Raw genomic sequence first — 15,504 nt, 5'->3', positions numbered from 1 at the left:
ACCACAACGGCAACAGCCCCGGCGGCGCCTCGGCGTCGGCGTCGGGCACGCGCGTGGTGGCCAAGAAGAGCACCACCGGCTCGGCTGCCTCGACCAGCGCCACATCCAGCAGCTCCACGTCGGTCGGCGACGCCGTCTCCACCGACAGCACAGGCGCCGTCGTGATCAACCTCGACGACGTCAAACTCGCCGCCGGCTACACCGCCAAGGTCGTCGGCACGGCGGTCACCGCCGCCGCCACCGCCACCGTGGAGGCGACCGACCAGCTGGCCACGACCACGGCCGCGGGCATGGACGGGCTGCAGTCCTCGGTCGACAGCTTGACGTCCGCGGTCAGCCAGCTGTCCTCGTCGGTGGACAGCCTGGCGTCGGCGGTGTCCGCGGCCGGGACCGCCGCGGCGAGCTCGGCGGGATCGAGCAAGTCGTCCAGTAAGTCGTCCTCGTCGTCGAAGGGGTCGAGCAGCAAGGCGGCGGTGCTGAACGCGGGCAACGCCGTGGCGTCGGCCGCGAAGCAGGCGCTGAACAGTGCGCGGGGTACGGCGTCGGGGTCGGCGCAGGAGGTGGCGAGGAAGAAGCCGGCGCCGGTGGTGATCACGAATCTGCAGACGTACGCCGACGGCGGCCTGGCCACCGGCCCGGTCCTCGCGGGTGAGGCAGGTTGGGAGATGATCATCCCGTTGTCGGCGGGGAAGCGTGGCCGCGGCCGGGACACGCTGTACCAGGCGGCGCACATGCTGGGGGAGAACCTCACCCCCAGCCGGTCACTGACCGGGCCCCGCTACAGCACCGCCTCCGGCTCCGGCCAGTTCACCGTGGCGATCGACGAGCAGTTCATCCGCCGCCTCGAGGCGGCCGTGGAGAAGGCGCGAGGGGTGAACGTCCAGGTGACCACGCACAACCCGGTCGCGGAGCCCACCAGCACGACGACGAACCGCGCGCTGCAGTACGCGGCCAACCTGGGGGTGTGAGGTGCCGCAGCCGGTCTACCCCACCTACACGGTGGACGGGGTCGCCCTCGACGCCCCCGGCTGGTACCTCGCCAAGGAGACGCGTCGCCGCCCCCTCCCGGGGGTGCGCGGCGTCTCCGTGGAAGTGCCCGGGCGGGCCGGCCAGTTGCCGATCGTTGGCCTGGACGCCGACACCACGACCCTCGCGCTCACCCTGTGGGTGACCGCCGTACGGCCGGACGGCACCGAGGGCGACCTGGCCGACCTGGAGGCCAACCTCGACGCCCTGTTCGCGGTGTTCGGCGTCCGGCATCGCCTGCTCGATGTCCGGCACCTGCCGGCGCCCGGCATCGAGCGGCAGGCCGACGCCACCGTGCTCGGCGCCGCCGACCCCGACATGGACGTGCCCAACCGCATGGCCAAGCTGCCGGTACTGCTCACCATCCCGGGCGTGTACTGGCGCGACGTCACGGCGTCGACCTGGTCCAGCGCCCTGCCCGGCGCAGCGCGCGGGGTCAGCCCCCTGGCCGGGTCGACCGCGCCCATCACGGACGCGCTGCTGCGGTTCAAGGGCCCGGCGACCGACCCGACGATGACGGACAACGTCACCGGCGTCACCGTCGCCTACACCGGCACGCTCACCGGCTCGCAGCGGCTGCTGATCGACTGCGGCAGGTTCCGCGCGGCTCGAGTCACGACCGACACCTGGGACCTGTCGGCCGGAGCCGACGTCACCGGCGGTATCTACTCGACCGGCCCCGGCTCGTCCTCCCGGTGGCTGCATCTCACCCCTGGCATCTCCGGCAGCGATCCGTTCTCCCGGGCGATCACCGTGACCACCACGGCGTTGGGCACGGACGGCACGAGCCGGGCTGAGATCCGTGCGAGGAGGTCCCACCTGTGACCGCCTTCGACATCCGGCTGATCGCCTATGCTCCGAACGGGGCCCGGCTCGGCCAGCTGCCCTACCCCCTGAGCGCAGAGACCGGCGCACCGCTCAACGACCTGCCGTCCATCCGCTTGGACTACAGCGCCGAGGCCGCCGGTATCGAATGGCTCGACTCGCCCTGCGAGATCGCGGTCGAGTGGTCCGACGGCGGCGACTGGACTGAAGGCCCCGACTCGCGGTTCTTGAGGATCAAGCGGCGCGGAGACCAGGCGGACAAGACCGGCGCCCGCTCCTACGACCTGCCCGGCTGGGCCTGGCAACTCGCCAAGCTGATCCTCTACCCCAACGACGCACTCGTCGAAGGCAAGCGCCAATTCTCCGCCGCGACGGTCGGCGCGATCCTCCTCACCCTCATCAACGAGGGCCAGGCCCGCGGCACCCTCCCCGGCCTCGCCGTCGACTTCACCACCACCCACGACAGCGCGGGGCAGGCCTGGACGGCCGCGCTCACCATCGGCCTCGACCCCGGCACCGACCTACGCACCCTCCTGCTCAACCTCTCCCAGCAGGGCGTTGTCGACTGGCAGATGCAGGGCCGCACCCTGCGCGCCTTCAACGCCGACACCGCCCTCAACCGGGACCTGGCCAGCGGGCCCGAGCCTGTCGAACTCCGGCTCGGCCGAGACGTCACCGAGGCCCCCGACGAGGGCACCTTCGAAGATGCCTCCAACGTCATCCTCATTGCCGGTGAGGCCGGGCTGAACGTGGAGGTGACCAGCCCCAACGCCCTGCCGTGGGGCAGGTGGGAGACCTACCAGCAGCAGTCCGGCGTGGCCGACGGCGGCACCGCCGCCCTGCTCGGCCAGAACCTCCTCGAGCGCGCGTCGGGGGAGCGGGTCCAGATCACCCGCGGCATCACCCTCGCCGCGGCCGAGTGGCTGCCCTACCGCGACTACCGCCCCGGCGACACCCTCCTCGCCCCGGGCGACGGCGGCGCCATGGCACCGCTGCGGGTTCGCCAGATCACGCTGAACCGCGACGCGAACGGTGTGACCGGCGGAAACATCACCCTCAACGACAGATTCTTGGAGAGGGACCTCAAGCTCTCCAGGCAGGCTGCCGGAATCATCACGGGCGGCGTGGCCACCGGCGGCACGGGCGGCACCCCGGCCCCTGACGCCATCGGCCGCACCCCGGCCGCGCCGACCGGTCTGATCGTCGAGCCGGCCGCCTACGTCGACACCGGCGGGTGGGCGCGCGGCCAGATCACCGCCACCTGGTCGCCCGTCAGCGTGGACGTCAACGCGGTGGCGATCGACATCGACACCTACGACCTGTGGGCGCGCCGCAACGAGTCGGGGCAGGAGTGGGGGCAGCTCACCGCCACCGTCGCCCCGGACACCACGGCCACGTACAGCCCTCTCGAAGTGAACGTCGAGTACGCCTTCAAGGTCCGCGCCACGAGCCAGGGCAAGCCGGGCGAGTTCAGCAGCGAGTACGTGACGACGATCCCGAACGACGTCACCCCGCCACCCATCCCCTCGGCGCCGAGCCTGGGAACCCGGCTGAGCATCATTTACGTCACCTGGGACGGCCTTGGCGAGGGCAGCGCACCCATGCCGATCGACTTCGACCGCGTCCTGGTGTGGATGTCGGCGGACGGGGCGACGTGGGAAGGCGTCGGGACGCTGACGGCCTCGGGTGCGCTGCTGGTGGCTGGCGAGCCGTACGGCGAGGACCGGATCTTCCGGCTCACGGCGGTGGACAGGTCCGGGAACGAGTCGGCCCCGAGTGCGACGGCGACGATCGCGACGGTGCCGGTCGTGGACACCGACCTCATCGAGGCGGAGATCGACGGCGCGAACATCGTCGACGGCACGATCAACGCCGCCGACAAGGTGATCGCGAACACGATCACCGGCGGGCTGATCAAAGCGTTGGAGATCGACACCGGCCATCTGAAGGCGAACGCCATCACGACCGACAAACTCGACGTCGGGGCGGTGACGGCGGCGATCTTGTCGGCGGACGCGATCGATGGCAAGACGATTACCGGGGCGTTCATTCGCACCGCCTCCTCGGGTCAGCGGCTGGAGCTCGCCCCGCCCGGCGCGACGTACCCGGAGCTGCGGTTTTACCCCGACTCCGGGACCAACTACACCGTCCTGCGAGGCCAGAGCGACATCAGCTCCGGCGAGGCAACCTTGGTGATCACCACGTCGCAGAACGCGGCGGGGACATACCGGGCGAGGTTGCAGATGGGCGCCACCCTGACACGGATCAACGTCATGGATCCCACCGCCACCAGCTCCAAGGGCGGTCTGCTGGAGATCGCTAACGATCACGCCCAGTTCGGCTACAACGACGGCTCCTCGTCCTCGGAGTGCTACATCCGCCTCGACAGCTCCGGCCGGTGGCGGGTCAACGGCAAGTACTGGGACATGACCAACGTCGCCGCATACGACGCTGTCGTGGCTGGCTCCACCACCGTCGGCGGCGCCTCGTCGCCGAACTGGGCGCAGCTGTTTTACGGCCCCACCATGGCCACCAACATGGGCCCCGTCGTGACCCTGCGAGACGGCGGCAGCGGCGGCCCGTCCGCGTTCGGCAACAACTACACGCCCGGCGCCTGGGTGCTGACCGCTTCCACCACGGACGGTTGGCAGATCAACTTGGCGAATGGCAACGGCTTCGCCTTCTACTTCTGGTGCCATCGGCACGCCTAACCCCTTGGAGGTGAGCATGCCGAACGTGGTCCAGCTGTGGGACGCCGAGCTCGGCTACACCGCGGCCGCGCTGGAATCCCGCCCGGACGGCGGGCAGGTCCAGATCGACCCGTCGACGATCGGCGGCGCCGAACCGCTGTGGGGGTTGTGGGCCACCAACGCCGGCGGAAGCCCGGGGGTGATGATCATGCCCCACAGCATCTTCGAATGGCGGTCCGCTGAGTACGGCATCGACCCCGACGACTGGGACACCCTGTTCGACGTCATCCTGCACCACGCCGCGGTCCCCAACCCGGGAGACCCGATGGCGCTGATGGACCCCGGGGCGGCCGCCGTCCTGGAGGCGACGCACGGCCTACCGACCGTCTTCACCCCAGGAGTCTCCGAAGCTGACCGCCTGGCCGCCGCGCGGGAACGGGTCCGGCTGGTGAAGCAGCACATCCTCCGCGTCGAGCCCGCGCCGAGGAAGGACCGGCAGGGCGCGCTCGACTTCGTCGGGTCGAAGCGGCGCGCACCGGCTGACCCGCTCGCGCCGATCAAGACCCAGGCCCGCATCGACCCGATCCGCGTCGCCGGCAAGCGCGCCTTTCTCGATTGGCACCGCGCCTCGTCGACCCGAGTCACCCGGCCCAGGTACGGCCTCGTCCCGCCGGCGACGTTCGTGTCGGCCGCCGCCGTGTAACTCCTGCACCACCAACAGCCAGGCCATCCCGCCTCCCCGGGGTGGCTTTTTTCATGCCCGAGAGCAAGGGAGCACCCCCGTGGCCATCGAAGCCGCCAGCATCGCCGAGACCGCCCGCATCACCCGGGTCGTCGAGCTCACCAACCCGAAGTGGGAGGAGCAGCGCCGCGTCCTGGACGACGCCAAGCGCCTCGACGTCGCCGTCTGGGTCGGCCGCGCCACCGTCGACAAGTACGAGGGCGACATCACCCCCGAGCAGATCGCCCAGGGCCTGGCCGTGCCGTACGAGACCGTGATCGGCACCCCGCAGCTGCTCACCTACGGCGGCGCCAGCAACCTGTGGGAGTGCCTCATCGGCAACGGCACCGCCACCGGCAGCCAGGCGCTGACCTACTTCAACAACAGCAACGCCTACCTCGGCGTCGGCGACTCCACCACCGGCGCGCTCAACACGCAGACCGACCTGCAGGCCGCGTCGAACAAGCTGCGCAAGGCGATGGACGCCACCTACCCGAGCCACACGGACGGCACCACGTCCGGCGCGGCGAGCATCGTCTTCAAGTCCACCTTCGGGACCAGCGACGCCAACTACGCCTGGAACGAGTGGGCGGTCTTCAACGCCTCGTCCGGCGGCCGGATGCTGAACCGGAAGCAGGAGGCCCTCGGCACGAAGAGCTCGGCCGCCTCGTGGGTGCTCACCGTGACCCTGTCGCTGTCCTGATCCACCGGCGGAACCGCGGCCGCACGCGCTTGGGACGGGGGACGTCGGGGTGACGAATCGCTCGCTGGGCACCTACTCCTACAGCACCTCCCTCACCACCTCGTTCTCGTTCACCTTCACGAACACGCCGCAGACCGGGTCGAGGATCGTCGTCGCCCTGTGCACCGGCACGTCCTCGCTCGTGCAGTCGTCGGTCACGGCCGCCGGCTGGTCGGTCGACGTGCTCGCCGAAGGCAACCACGGCGCGTACATACTGTCCAAGATCGCGACGGGCTCGGAGACCGGCATCTCCTGGTCCACCGCGGCGGCCACCACGTCCAACTTCGCCGTCGCCTACGAGCGGGACGCCGCCCCGGACGTCCTGTTCGCCGAGTGGGACACCGAGACGGGCGGGCAGCTGTCGGCGACGGTCACCGTCCCGGCCGGCGCGTCCAACCCATTCGTGATCGCGCTCGTGACGGCCGGGTCAACCACCGCCTCCCCGCCGTCCTGGGCGAACGGGAACGGCCTGGCCAACGTCTACGACGCGTTCGCGGGCAACTCCAACGCCATCGAGGCGTTCTTCGCCACGGCCACCACGCTTCCATCTGCGGGCTCGGCGACGTACTCCACGGGCACGACGTACTCGGGAAACGTCATCCCGTTCGTGATCGCGGCGTACGGCACCCTCGTCGTCAACGTGGACAAGAGCGGTACCGACGCCGCCTCACTGGGCGAGAGCTCCTCGATCACCTCCGCAGTGAGCAGGAGCGACACCTTCTCCCTGGCTGACTCCTCCCAGGCAGACCCGGGCACCAGCGCGGCGGACGCCGGAGCGGTGGCAGAGCAGTCTGCGCTGGCGGTGCTGTCCGCCGACGGCGGCGCGTTGGCGGAGGCAACCTCTCTGGCCGGCGCGCTGTCGGGGAGCGTGGACGCCGCTGCGCTGGCCGAGGTCGCGGGGATCGACGAGAACCTGGGCCCCGTAACCGGCGACATCGGCCACGTGGGGGAGCAGGTCGGCGTCGGCGCCGGCGTGGCGGCCGTCGACCAGGGCGCGCTGGGAGAGGCATCCGGGGTCGATGCGTTGTGGGTGCTGGATGGGCGGTGGACGGCGGATCCGCCGTTCATCGAGTGGACGGCAAGCACTCCCACGGTGGAGTGGTCGGCGAGTTTGCCGTACCTGTGACGTGCTGGCCTGCTGGTGTCGGTGTCCCTGCTGAGCGCGAGTCCCTGAAGGGGTGAGGCGTGCTCAAGAAGAATTCGTTCTCCGGCGGGACCGACGGCGGGAACATCACCACCAGCAACTCCGGCGGCACCAGCGGGGATGCTTTCGACTCGTGGTCGGGGTCGCCGACGTACACGAGCAGTCAGGCGACCGGGAGCCGCGCCCCGCTGGTGGGCAAGCTCCGCGACGCGACCGTGTCGAGTCAGGACATCCAATGGATGTTCACCCTGGCCGCCCGCACGGTGTGGGTCAGGGCGTACGTCTACCTTTCGACGGCGCCGAGCGCTCAGTCCGCGTTCATCTATGACAACGACCTCACGGTCAATGTCAATATCAACACGAACCGGACGATCTCGATCCTGGGCAGCGGGTTCCCGTCCGGGCCCACGCTGGTTACGTCCACCACCGCTCTGCCGACGGGGCAGTGGTGCCGGGTCGAAGTCAAGGTCGTCTACGGCACCACGAGTTTCAATGGGTCGGTTGAGCTGCGGATCTACACCTCGGCGGACTCCGGCACGGCGGACGACACCAAGACCGCGAGCGCGGTCAACACCGGCACCACCCCGACCGCGAGCATTCACTTCCAGAGCATCAGCGGTCTTGACCTCCTGGTCGACGACCTCGGCATCACGGACGTGGACTGGCTCGGCCCGGCGGCCACCGTCACCGCGGTCTCAGGCACCGACTCCGGGGCCCTGACCGAGCAATCCCGCATCGACCTCGCCACCACAGATTCCGGCGCGCTCACCGACGCCTCGGCCCCGGCGCCGGCCGCGGCCACCACCGACTCCGCCGGCTTGTCCGAGTCGACCGCGATCGGCCTGCCCACCAGCGACCAGGCGACACTCGGCGAGCAGGCAGGCACGTCGGCCACCGCGGCGGTCACAGACACCGGCACACTGACCGACCTGGCAGCCCCGCAGCCCCTCCTCGGCCGCGCCGACGCCGCCGCCCTGGCGGAGGCCTCAGCTCTCGCGCCCTCGGTCGCCGTCACCGACACCGCATCCCTGGCCGAGGCCGCCCCCGCCATCGCCCTCGCCACCACCGACGCGGCCGCCCTCGCCGAGAGCGCAGCCATCGACGAGACCTTCGGCCCGGTCACGAGCGACCTCGCCGCGCTCGGAGAGGCCGCCGCACTGGCCAGCCAGCTGGCCGCGGCCGATACAGCGACCCTCGCCGAGACGTCCGCGGTCGTCCTGCTTCGGACCGACGTCGCGGCCGTGACGGAGAGCAGCGCGCTGGTCCTGCTGACCGGGGACGCCGGCGCGCTCGGCGAGCAGGTCGCGATCGCTGCCGTGCTCGCCGCCTCCGATCAGGCCGTCCTGGACGAGGTCTCAGGCGCGGGCCGGCCCCTGGCAGCGGCCGACAGCGCCTTCCTGGCCGAGCTGGCGACCGTGCTGAACCTCGGCCGGGACATCACGCACGCCAGCACCCCCTACACCTGACCCGGAGGCGACGCGTGGAGCCCATCAGCTCTCTGAGCCGCATCAACGTCTACAGCTTCATCACCGGCGCGTCCGGCAGCGAGGACGTCGAGGTGGCGTTCACGACCCCGGGTGTGGAGCCGGCGGAGGAGGACTGGCACATCGCGTCGTGGGGGACTCCCACGTCTCAGGGCTGCCCGGCGCGGATCCTGGTCGGCCCGGGCGGCGGGGCGGTCGCGCTGTCGGACGGGACCTACGAGATGTGGGTGCGGGTGACGGGGCCGGTGCAGCAGCCGGTGCTGCGGGCGGGCCTGGTGCCGGTCACATGATCCCGCGCGCCCTGGGACGGCTCGCCGCCCTCCTGCGGGGGCTGGAGGAGCGCGCGCATCGAACCGAGCAAGGCCGCCAGGCGCTGGCCTACACGCTCACTCACATCAATCTCGGAGGATGAGTGGACATCGCCCAGCTGCCCATCGTGCAAGGCGGTGCCCTCGCCGTGCTCTTGGCAGTCCTATGGCTGGTGTTCCGAGGTCAGCTCAAACCCCGCAAGGACCTCGACGACCTGCGGGCCGACCACGCCAAGATGATCGAATACCTGCGCGCGGACCGCGACGCCCGACTGGCCGACGCCGAACGCGACGCCGAACGCGGGTGGGCCGCCTACGAACTGGAGAGGGCCGCGCACGAGCGCACCCGCCAGGCGCTCGTCGACCAGGTCAGGGCCGCGACCGCTCCGGCCCTCGCCGCCGCTGAGACCACCGAGAAGATCCTTTCCGAGTTGCAGCAGCGCCCTGGAGCCCGCGCATGAGCAGTCGGCGAACACCAGCAGAGATGGCCGCCATCGAGGCCGCAGCCGTGGAATCCCGGCGCCGGGCCGAGGCCGACGCCCAGCAGGCCGCCCAGGCCTGCGCCCGCGGGAGCGCCCTGGCACAGCGGATCCGGGAGCTGAACGCGGAGAACCACTTCGCCAGGTGGATCTTCACTGATGGATCGGGAGGAGCGCGATGATCCCGCTCACGACGGTGCTTCTCTGGGCGGCCCTGCTGGCGGGCCTGGTCCCAGCCACGTTGTTCCTGGCCAGCTTCCGCCCGTCATGGCCGCCGCGGTCGCCCGCATTCACGGTGTCCGGGCTGGTGCTGGTCGTGTGGCTGCTGTACGCCCGGGTGGCGCTGCTGATCGCGGTCCGCGGCTGGGTGGGCCACTTCGCCGGATGGAGCGACGCGACGATCTCGATCGGGTTCACCGCGGTGTGCGACACCTTCTTGATCTACCTCCTGGTCGTGTTCCGGAAGTTCAAGGCCACGTGGGTGGCCGAGATGGACAGGAGATCGAAGTGAGTGAACCTCTGCCCCCCGAGCCACGGAACGGGGCGGGCCCGACCGAGCCCGACGAGGAAGCCGTCCTGGAGTCCCTGTACGGCCCGCCGGACGCCGACGGCATCTACCGCGGCGACGGGCCCGGAGGCGACGCGTGAGCGGCGCCGCGGCGCTGCTGGCCGCCGCCAGAGCGGATCTCGGGCTGCGGAACCGCCCGAACAAGATCACCCGCGAGTACGCCTCGCGCCACGGCCGCGAGTACCTGTCCGCGCCGTGGTGCGACATGTCCGTGACGTACTGGGCCCGGCACAGCGGCAACGCCGCGGCGGTCTTGCCGTTCGGCGACCGCGCCTACACCGTCACCCACGCCGAGGATGGGCACCGCCTCGGCCGGTGGTTCGCCGGCACCGTCGAGAACATCCGGGCGCACGCCGAGCCCGGCTGCCCGATCTTCTTCGACTGGGGCGGCACCAACGCCAGGGTCAACATCGACCACATCGGCCTCGTCGAGCACGTCCTGGCGGATGGCCGCGTGCAGACGATCGAGGCCAACACCGGCGGGGGAGAAGGCGCCGTCCTGCGCCGTGTCCGAAGCGCCGACGTCATCGCCGGCTTCTGGGTTCCCGACTTCAGCAAGGAGGACGACATGCCGCTCAACGACAGCGACATCAAGAAGGTGGCGAACGCGGTCTACGACCGCTTCACGCACACCGTGGACAAGGACGTCTGGGCGGCTCGGGAGGGCATCCTGGAGCCGGGCCAGAAGATCGACCCGCGGACCGCGTTCCGGCAGATCTGGGCGTACGGCAAGGACGGGTACGCCCGTGACCGGGAGATCCTGGCTCAGCTGGCCGCGCAGAACGCCGCAATCGGCGAGCTGGTGAAGGCGCTCGCCGCCCAGGACAGCGCGATCGACGCCGACGCCCTGGTCGCCCGGATCCGGGAGGAGATCGCGCAGGTGACGATCCACCTCGACGCCGGCCCGGCGGACCCCGCCTCGTCGGCCTGACCGCCCGATCTTTCTCCCTTGGCCTGCCCGTCGTGGCGGGCCTTTCGTGTCTCTGCCCTCCTCGAGGAGACCCCGTGGCCACACGTAAGCTCGGCCGGCGCCCGCCGAAGCACGCCCCGGCGCTCAGGCTGTCCCGCGTCCTGACCGGGAAGGCCCCGGCGCACCCGGCCGCGGCCGACCACTTCGCCCAGGTCGGCGACTGGGGCCTGTACACCAACGACAAGTACGGCGTGTGCGGCCCCACGTCCGTGGCGAACCAGCGGAAGCTCGTGTCCCGCTACCTCGGCGGGGCCGAGCAGTCCCCGACCCTGGCCGACGTCTACGACCTCTACCGACGCTCCGGCAACCCCACCTTCGACCCGAAGACGGGCGCCGGCGACGGCGGCGTGGACATGCAGACGATGCTGGAGGCGCTCCTCGCCGGGGGGATCGGCGGCGCCCGGCCGCTGGCCTTCGCGGCCGTCGACCACTCCAACCTCGATGAGCTGCGCGCCGCCATCGCGATCTTCGGCAGCCTGCTGTTCGGCGTCGACCTGGAGACCGCCCAGGAGGCGCAGACGGACGCCGGGCTGTGGGACTACCGCCGGTCGGGGGAGTGGGGCGGCCACGCCGTGCTCGCCGGCCGGTACGTGGACACTACCCCGGACCGGGCGGATCGGACCGGGGTGATCAGCTGGGCCCAGGTCGTCGACGCCACCGACGCGTTCCTCCAGCACCAGCTGGGTGAGGCGTGGGTCGTGATCTGGCCGGAGCACCTCGGCGCGAGGGCGTTCCAGGAGGGCGTCGACCTGGCGGCGCTCGCCGCGGCGTACGAGGAGCTGACGGGCCGTCCGTTCCCTGCCGCCCCCCAGCCCGCGCCCGCGCCGGGCCCGCCGCCCGGCGACGTCGACCACGTGCTCGCGCAGGCCATGCGGTCCTGGCTGTCCGCCAAGGGCCTGTAACCCCCGATGTTCGTCCCGCCACCCTGGCGGGCCTGTCCCCTGAGGAGGGGCACCAATGAAGATCTTCGGTCGTGAACCGGCGGCGTGGCTGCACGCCCTGCAGGCCGTCCTCGCGTTCCTCGTCACCCTCCCGGCGCTCAACGCGCTCGGCTTCACCAGCGAGGTGTCGAGCTGGGTCATGACGATCGCCGCCGGTGTCGTGGCGCTGCTCGTCGCCCTCGCCACCCGCCCCATGGTGGTGTCCGCGCTGACCGGCGCCGTCCAGACCATCCTCACCGGCCTCGTCGCGTTCGGCCTGCCCCTGTCGGAGCAGTCCACGGGCGTGGCAGTGGCGGCGCTGAACATCGTGCTGATGCTGCTGATGCCGCTCGGGCTGACCCCGGCCGCCGACCCAGCCCCGGGGTTCGTACGGGCGCAGCGAACCGCCTGAAAGCGTGCTCTCGTCGTCCAACTGCAAACGGCTCCGACGCGCACGATTACGGGGGCGGCCTGCCGGCAGGCTGGTCGCCCCCTCATGATCCCCCCGCTTTCGCTTGGTGGCTCAAGCGGCGGGGCCTACGTGAAAGCGCCCGCTCCTCCTCCGGGAGGGGCGGGCGTTCTTTCATCTTTGAGGCTGGGCGACGGTCTGATCAGTTCTTGTCGACTGGGTAGACCTCGTGCTCGGCGTCCCACCAGATCGGGTAGAAGACGCGTGGCGACTCGTTGGACAGGATGCCCCACAAGCGCCCCTTCTGATCCTTCACCCGGAACCGGAACAACTCGTCGCAGTCGTCCAACCCGAGCTCGTTCAGACGATCACGCGCTTCTTGGCACAGGGTCTCCACGGCCTGGCCGTGATGCCTGGCCCGGACCTTCCGGCTCGTTGCAGCTTGCTGAAGCTTGATCTCCTTCCAGGTCAGCTTCTCCATGTCACGAAGGAAATCCACGATCGTGAGCAGAGTGGCGCCGTCGATGGCCCACGACCAGCTCCCGTCGTGATCTCGGTCCAGCAGAGATAAGCGCCATACGGGCTTGCGCTGATCGTTGTTGGTGCCGTCGGTGTGGACGCTCTGGAGCCGTCTGGGTACGGCAGGTTTGTCGGACTCGGGGATGCGCGAAGGCGGGAAGGCGGGCTTGGCCTTGCCGTTCTTCGGGCTCCGAGTCGGGGTGGTCTTACTCCGCCCCATCGGTGCTGGCCGCGTTGAGGCTCTCAAAGAACTCGAACATGTCGTCGTCGGTGAGTTGCTCGTCGCTGCGCTCCATAGCGTCGACGCCGGCACGCTCCCGGGCCCAGACCCATGGCGGCTCGCGGTGGGTCATCTGCGACAGCTGGCTGGCGGAGAAGTCACCGTATCCAGCTAGAACGAGGTCGATGGACTCGCGTTCGCCTTCGTCGAGGGCCTTGGGGTCGCCCTTGATCTCTCCGGGCTGCAGTTGGAAGCGCCCGCGGTGCTTGGCGTAGAGCTCCTTGCAGACGGGACCGTTTGCCCAGGCTTCGAAACGCTCGGGGAACAGCTGTCGTTCCTCCCACGCCAGGTGGTGGCCGTAGGCGTAGTAGCACAGCTTCTGAAGCTTCATCGCGGTCATCGGGCCGAGCTGGTCGAGGATGTACGCGGCCACGTCTTGCACGCGTGCCATGCCTGCTCCTCTCACGGTCCTTACGGTATCTCGTACCCGTCTCGGCGTTTCGTAGGCCATGCGTGGTCCTGTTCCATTTTGTCCCGTAGAGCCGCCCGTTTCCAGCACAATACGAACACGCATTCGATCGCAGGGCGTTCGGGCGATCTGTCCCTGAACCCGTGACTGTGCCACGCGCCGGTGATCATTCGCAGCCGTACGCGCGGGCATCCTTGAAAGCCGTACGGCTGCGGTGCAGCGCGGGAAGACCAGGGGCCATGCCTTGACGCTGGTCCGATCGGGGCGGGCCCACGCGGAGCCCGTCCGGGCCGATGAGGACCTGGTCGCTCACCCCGTCGACGGTACATACGGCCTTTGCGGCCTGGACTGGGTGAACTCCACTAATTGATCATCGACACGGACGGCAGTCCGGTGTGGCAGGCGAAGGGGCACCACCCGCCCGGAATGAAACTTTCACCACATCTCAACGGAACGGTTCGACGGCGACACGGTAAGAGCAGGCGGCGGGCCGACGGCGCTCGGGCGTCTGAGAGATGTGATCCACGTACTTGACGCCGTGACCTTCATCCATTTTTACTCCGCACTATCCGTGAACCGTCGAATCGATTCGGCTACAAAACATCGATGTTAGCGCTAACACCTGCCTGGCTAGGCCTGCCGCATCGGTGCCGCCGGTCATGATTCCTGGTTGAGAGAAGAAGGCATGATGCTTTTCGGGAGCCTGAGAAGGGTGGTCGCGGCCGGGGCGAGTGCGTTGCTCGCCACCGCCGCTCTGGTCGGGGGTGGTGGGACAGCCCAGGCCGCGACGTCGCAGCCATGTGACATCTACGCTGCGGGCGGGACGCCGTGTGTGGCGGCGCACAGCACCACGCGTGCCCTGTACGCGGCCTACAACGGCCCGCTCTATCAGGTCCGGCGCGCCTCGGACAACACCACCCGGGACATCGGGGTGCTGAGCGCGGGCGGAGTCGTCAACGCCGCCACGCAGGACTCCTTCTGCGCCAACACGACCTGCGTCATCACCATCATCTATGACCAGTCCGGCCGCAACAACCGCCTCACCCAGGCGCCTCCCGGCTACTGGAAGGGCCCCGCCGCCGGTGGATACGACAACCTCGCCGACGCGAAGGCGGCCCCGATCACCATCGGCGGCCAGAAGGCCTACGGTGTCCGTGTGGAGCCCGGCACCGGCTACCGCAACAACAACACCAACGGCGTCGCGACCGGCGACCAGCCCGAGGGCATCTACGCCGTCGTCGACGGCACGCACTACAACCAGTGGTGCTGCTTCGACTACGGCAACGCGCAGACCGATGGTCAGGCCGACTCCCCCGCCATCATGGAGACCGTCTACTTCGGTGCCGACAAACAGTGGGGCTATGGGGACGGAGCCGGTCCCTGGATCATGGGCGACCTGGAGTGGGGACTGTTCTCCGGGGTGAACGCGGGCTACAACAGCCTCGCGCCCATCAACCACCGTTTCGTCACGGCCATCGTCAAGGGCGAGCCGAACCACTGGGCGATCCGGGGCGGGGACGCGCAGTCGGGCGGCCTGACAACCTACTTCGACGGACGGCGCCCCAACGGCTACAACCCGATGAAGAAGGAAGGCGCCATCCTGCTCGGCATCGGCGGCGACAACAGCGTCTCCGGCCGCGGCACCTTCTTCGAGGGCGTGTTGACCTCCGGCTATCCGAGCGCCGCCACCGAGAACGCCGTACAGGCCAACATCGCGGCCGCCGGCTACGCACCGGCGGGCGGCGGCAACCCGCAACAGGGCGTCCAGATCGTGGGCGGCCAGTCTGGGCGGTGCGTCGACGTGCCGAACTCCAGCACCACCAACGGCACCCAGGTGCAGTTGTGGGACTGCGGAAGCGGCACCAACCAGCGGTTCACCTACACATCGGGCAAGAGCCTGCAGGTGTACGGCAACAAGTGCCTGGACGCCTACGGCCAGGGCACGAGCAACGGCACGCAGGTGATCATCTGGGACTGCAACGGCCAGACCAACCAGCAGTGGAACGTCAA

General features: G+C 69.9%; 18 protein-coding genes. 16 read left to right on the top strand and 2 right to left on the bottom strand.

Annotated elements, in window-relative coordinates; translation table 11 throughout:
* Positions 1-161 precede the first annotated feature (161 nt).
* From Mco01_RS38170 to Mco01_RS38100, 15 genes are all read left to right on the top strand, one after another.
* Positions 162-968 (top strand): hypothetical protein, encoded by an 807-nt coding sequence (locus Mco01_RS38170; protein WP_204061703.1) that lies wholly within the window; start codon positions 162-164, stop codon positions 966-968.
* Position 969: 1 nt separating this feature from the next.
* On the top strand, positions 970-1,851 hold the full coding sequence (locus Mco01_RS38165) for a hypothetical protein (RefSeq protein WP_204061702.1): 882 nt from the start codon (positions 970-972) through the stop codon (positions 1,849-1,851).
* A complete protein-coding gene (locus tag Mco01_RS38160; RefSeq protein ID WP_204061701.1) occupies positions 1,848-4,562 on the top strand; it encodes a fibronectin type III domain-containing protein in 2,715 nt (904 codons plus the stop codon). The genes Mco01_RS38165 and Mco01_RS38160 overlap by 4 nt, the downstream gene beginning before the upstream one ends.
* A 16-nt stretch (positions 4,563-4,578) precedes the next feature.
* On the top strand, positions 4,579-5,244 hold the full coding sequence (locus Mco01_RS38155) for a hypothetical protein (RefSeq protein WP_204061700.1): 666 nt from the start codon (positions 4,579-4,581) through the stop codon (positions 5,242-5,244).
* A gap of 79 nt (positions 5,245-5,323) precedes the next feature.
* On the top strand, positions 5,324-5,965 hold the full coding sequence (locus Mco01_RS38150; RefSeq protein ID WP_204061699.1) for a hypothetical protein: 642 nt from the start codon (positions 5,324-5,326) through the stop codon (positions 5,963-5,965).
* Between the two features lie 49 nt (positions 5,966-6,014).
* Positions 6,015-7,130, top strand: coding sequence for a hypothetical protein (locus tag Mco01_RS38145; protein WP_204061698.1), 1,116 nt, complete (start codon positions 6,015-6,017; stop codon positions 7,128-7,130).
* Positions 7,131-7,189: 59 nt separating this feature from the next.
* A complete protein-coding gene (locus tag Mco01_RS38140; protein ID WP_204061697.1) occupies positions 7,190-8,614 on the top strand; it encodes a hypothetical protein in 1,425 nt (474 codons plus the stop codon).
* 14 nt (positions 8,615-8,628) lie between these two features.
* The gene (locus Mco01_RS38135; RefSeq protein ID WP_204061696.1) at positions 8,629-8,922 is read left to right on the top strand and encodes a hypothetical protein; all 294 of its coding nucleotides are present in this window, start codon (positions 8,629-8,631) and stop codon (positions 8,920-8,922) included.
* Positions 8,923-9,044: 122 nt separating this feature from the next.
* Complete coding sequence (locus Mco01_RS38130) at positions 9,045-9,401, top strand: hypothetical protein (protein ID WP_204061695.1); 357 nt, start codon at positions 9,045-9,047, stop codon at positions 9,399-9,401.
* Positions 9,398-9,601 (top strand): DUF7620 family protein, encoded by a 204-nt coding sequence (locus tag Mco01_RS38125; RefSeq protein ID WP_204061694.1) that lies wholly within the window; start codon positions 9,398-9,400, stop codon positions 9,599-9,601. Before Mco01_RS38130 ends, Mco01_RS38125 begins: the two co-directional genes overlap by 4 nt.
* Positions 9,598-9,930 (top strand): hypothetical protein, encoded by a 333-nt coding sequence (locus Mco01_RS38120; RefSeq protein ID WP_204061693.1) that lies wholly within the window; start codon positions 9,598-9,600, stop codon positions 9,928-9,930. Before Mco01_RS38125 ends, Mco01_RS38120 begins: the two co-directional genes overlap by 4 nt.
* The gene (locus Mco01_RS38115; protein WP_204061692.1) at positions 9,927-10,067 is read left to right on the top strand and encodes a hypothetical protein; all 141 of its coding nucleotides are present in this window, start codon (positions 9,927-9,929) and stop codon (positions 10,065-10,067) included. The genes Mco01_RS38120 and Mco01_RS38115 overlap by 4 nt, the downstream gene beginning before the upstream one ends.
* Complete coding sequence (locus Mco01_RS38110) at positions 10,064-10,918, top strand: CHAP domain-containing protein (protein WP_204061691.1); 855 nt, start codon at positions 10,064-10,066, stop codon at positions 10,916-10,918. Before Mco01_RS38115 ends, Mco01_RS38110 begins: the two co-directional genes overlap by 4 nt.
* 74 nt (positions 10,919-10,992) lie before the next feature.
* Positions 10,993-11,859: a hypothetical protein gene (locus tag Mco01_RS38105; protein ID WP_204061690.1), complete on the top strand. Its 867-nt coding sequence runs from the start codon at positions 10,993-10,995 to the stop codon at positions 11,857-11,859.
* A 55-nt stretch (positions 11,860-11,914) separates the two neighbouring features.
* A complete protein-coding gene (locus Mco01_RS38100) occupies positions 11,915-12,289 on the top strand; it encodes a hypothetical protein (protein WP_204061689.1) in 375 nt (124 codons plus the stop codon).
* Between the two features lie 199 nt (positions 12,290-12,488).
* On the opposite strand, the gene Mco01_RS38095 is transcribed toward Mco01_RS38100, so the two are convergent.
* Entirely contained in the window at positions 12,489-13,025 is a 537-nt protein-coding gene (locus Mco01_RS38095) for a hypothetical protein (RefSeq protein ID WP_204061688.1), read from the bottom strand.
* Positions 13,012-13,476 carry a Panacea domain-containing protein gene (locus tag Mco01_RS38090; protein WP_204061687.1) on the bottom strand — a complete coding sequence of 155 codons (465 nt, stop codon included), beginning with the start codon at positions 13,474-13,476 and terminating at the stop codon, positions 13,012-13,014. The genes Mco01_RS38095 and Mco01_RS38090 overlap by 14 nt, the downstream gene beginning before the upstream one ends.
* A gap of 850 nt (positions 13,477-14,326) precedes the next feature.
* Between Mco01_RS38090 and Mco01_RS39615 the strand changes: the two genes are divergently transcribed.
* Positions 14,327-15,504 (top strand): arabinofuranosidase catalytic domain-containing protein (locus tag Mco01_RS39615; protein WP_239104225.1); only part of this gene is annotated, 1,178 nt, incomplete at its 3' end.

The organism is Microbispora corallina, assembly GCF_016863035.1.
GTDB classification, from domain to species: Bacteria; Actinomycetota; Actinomycetes; order Streptosporangiales; family Streptosporangiaceae; genus Microbispora; species Microbispora corallina.
This window is presented reverse-complemented; position numbering and strand designations above follow the sequence as displayed.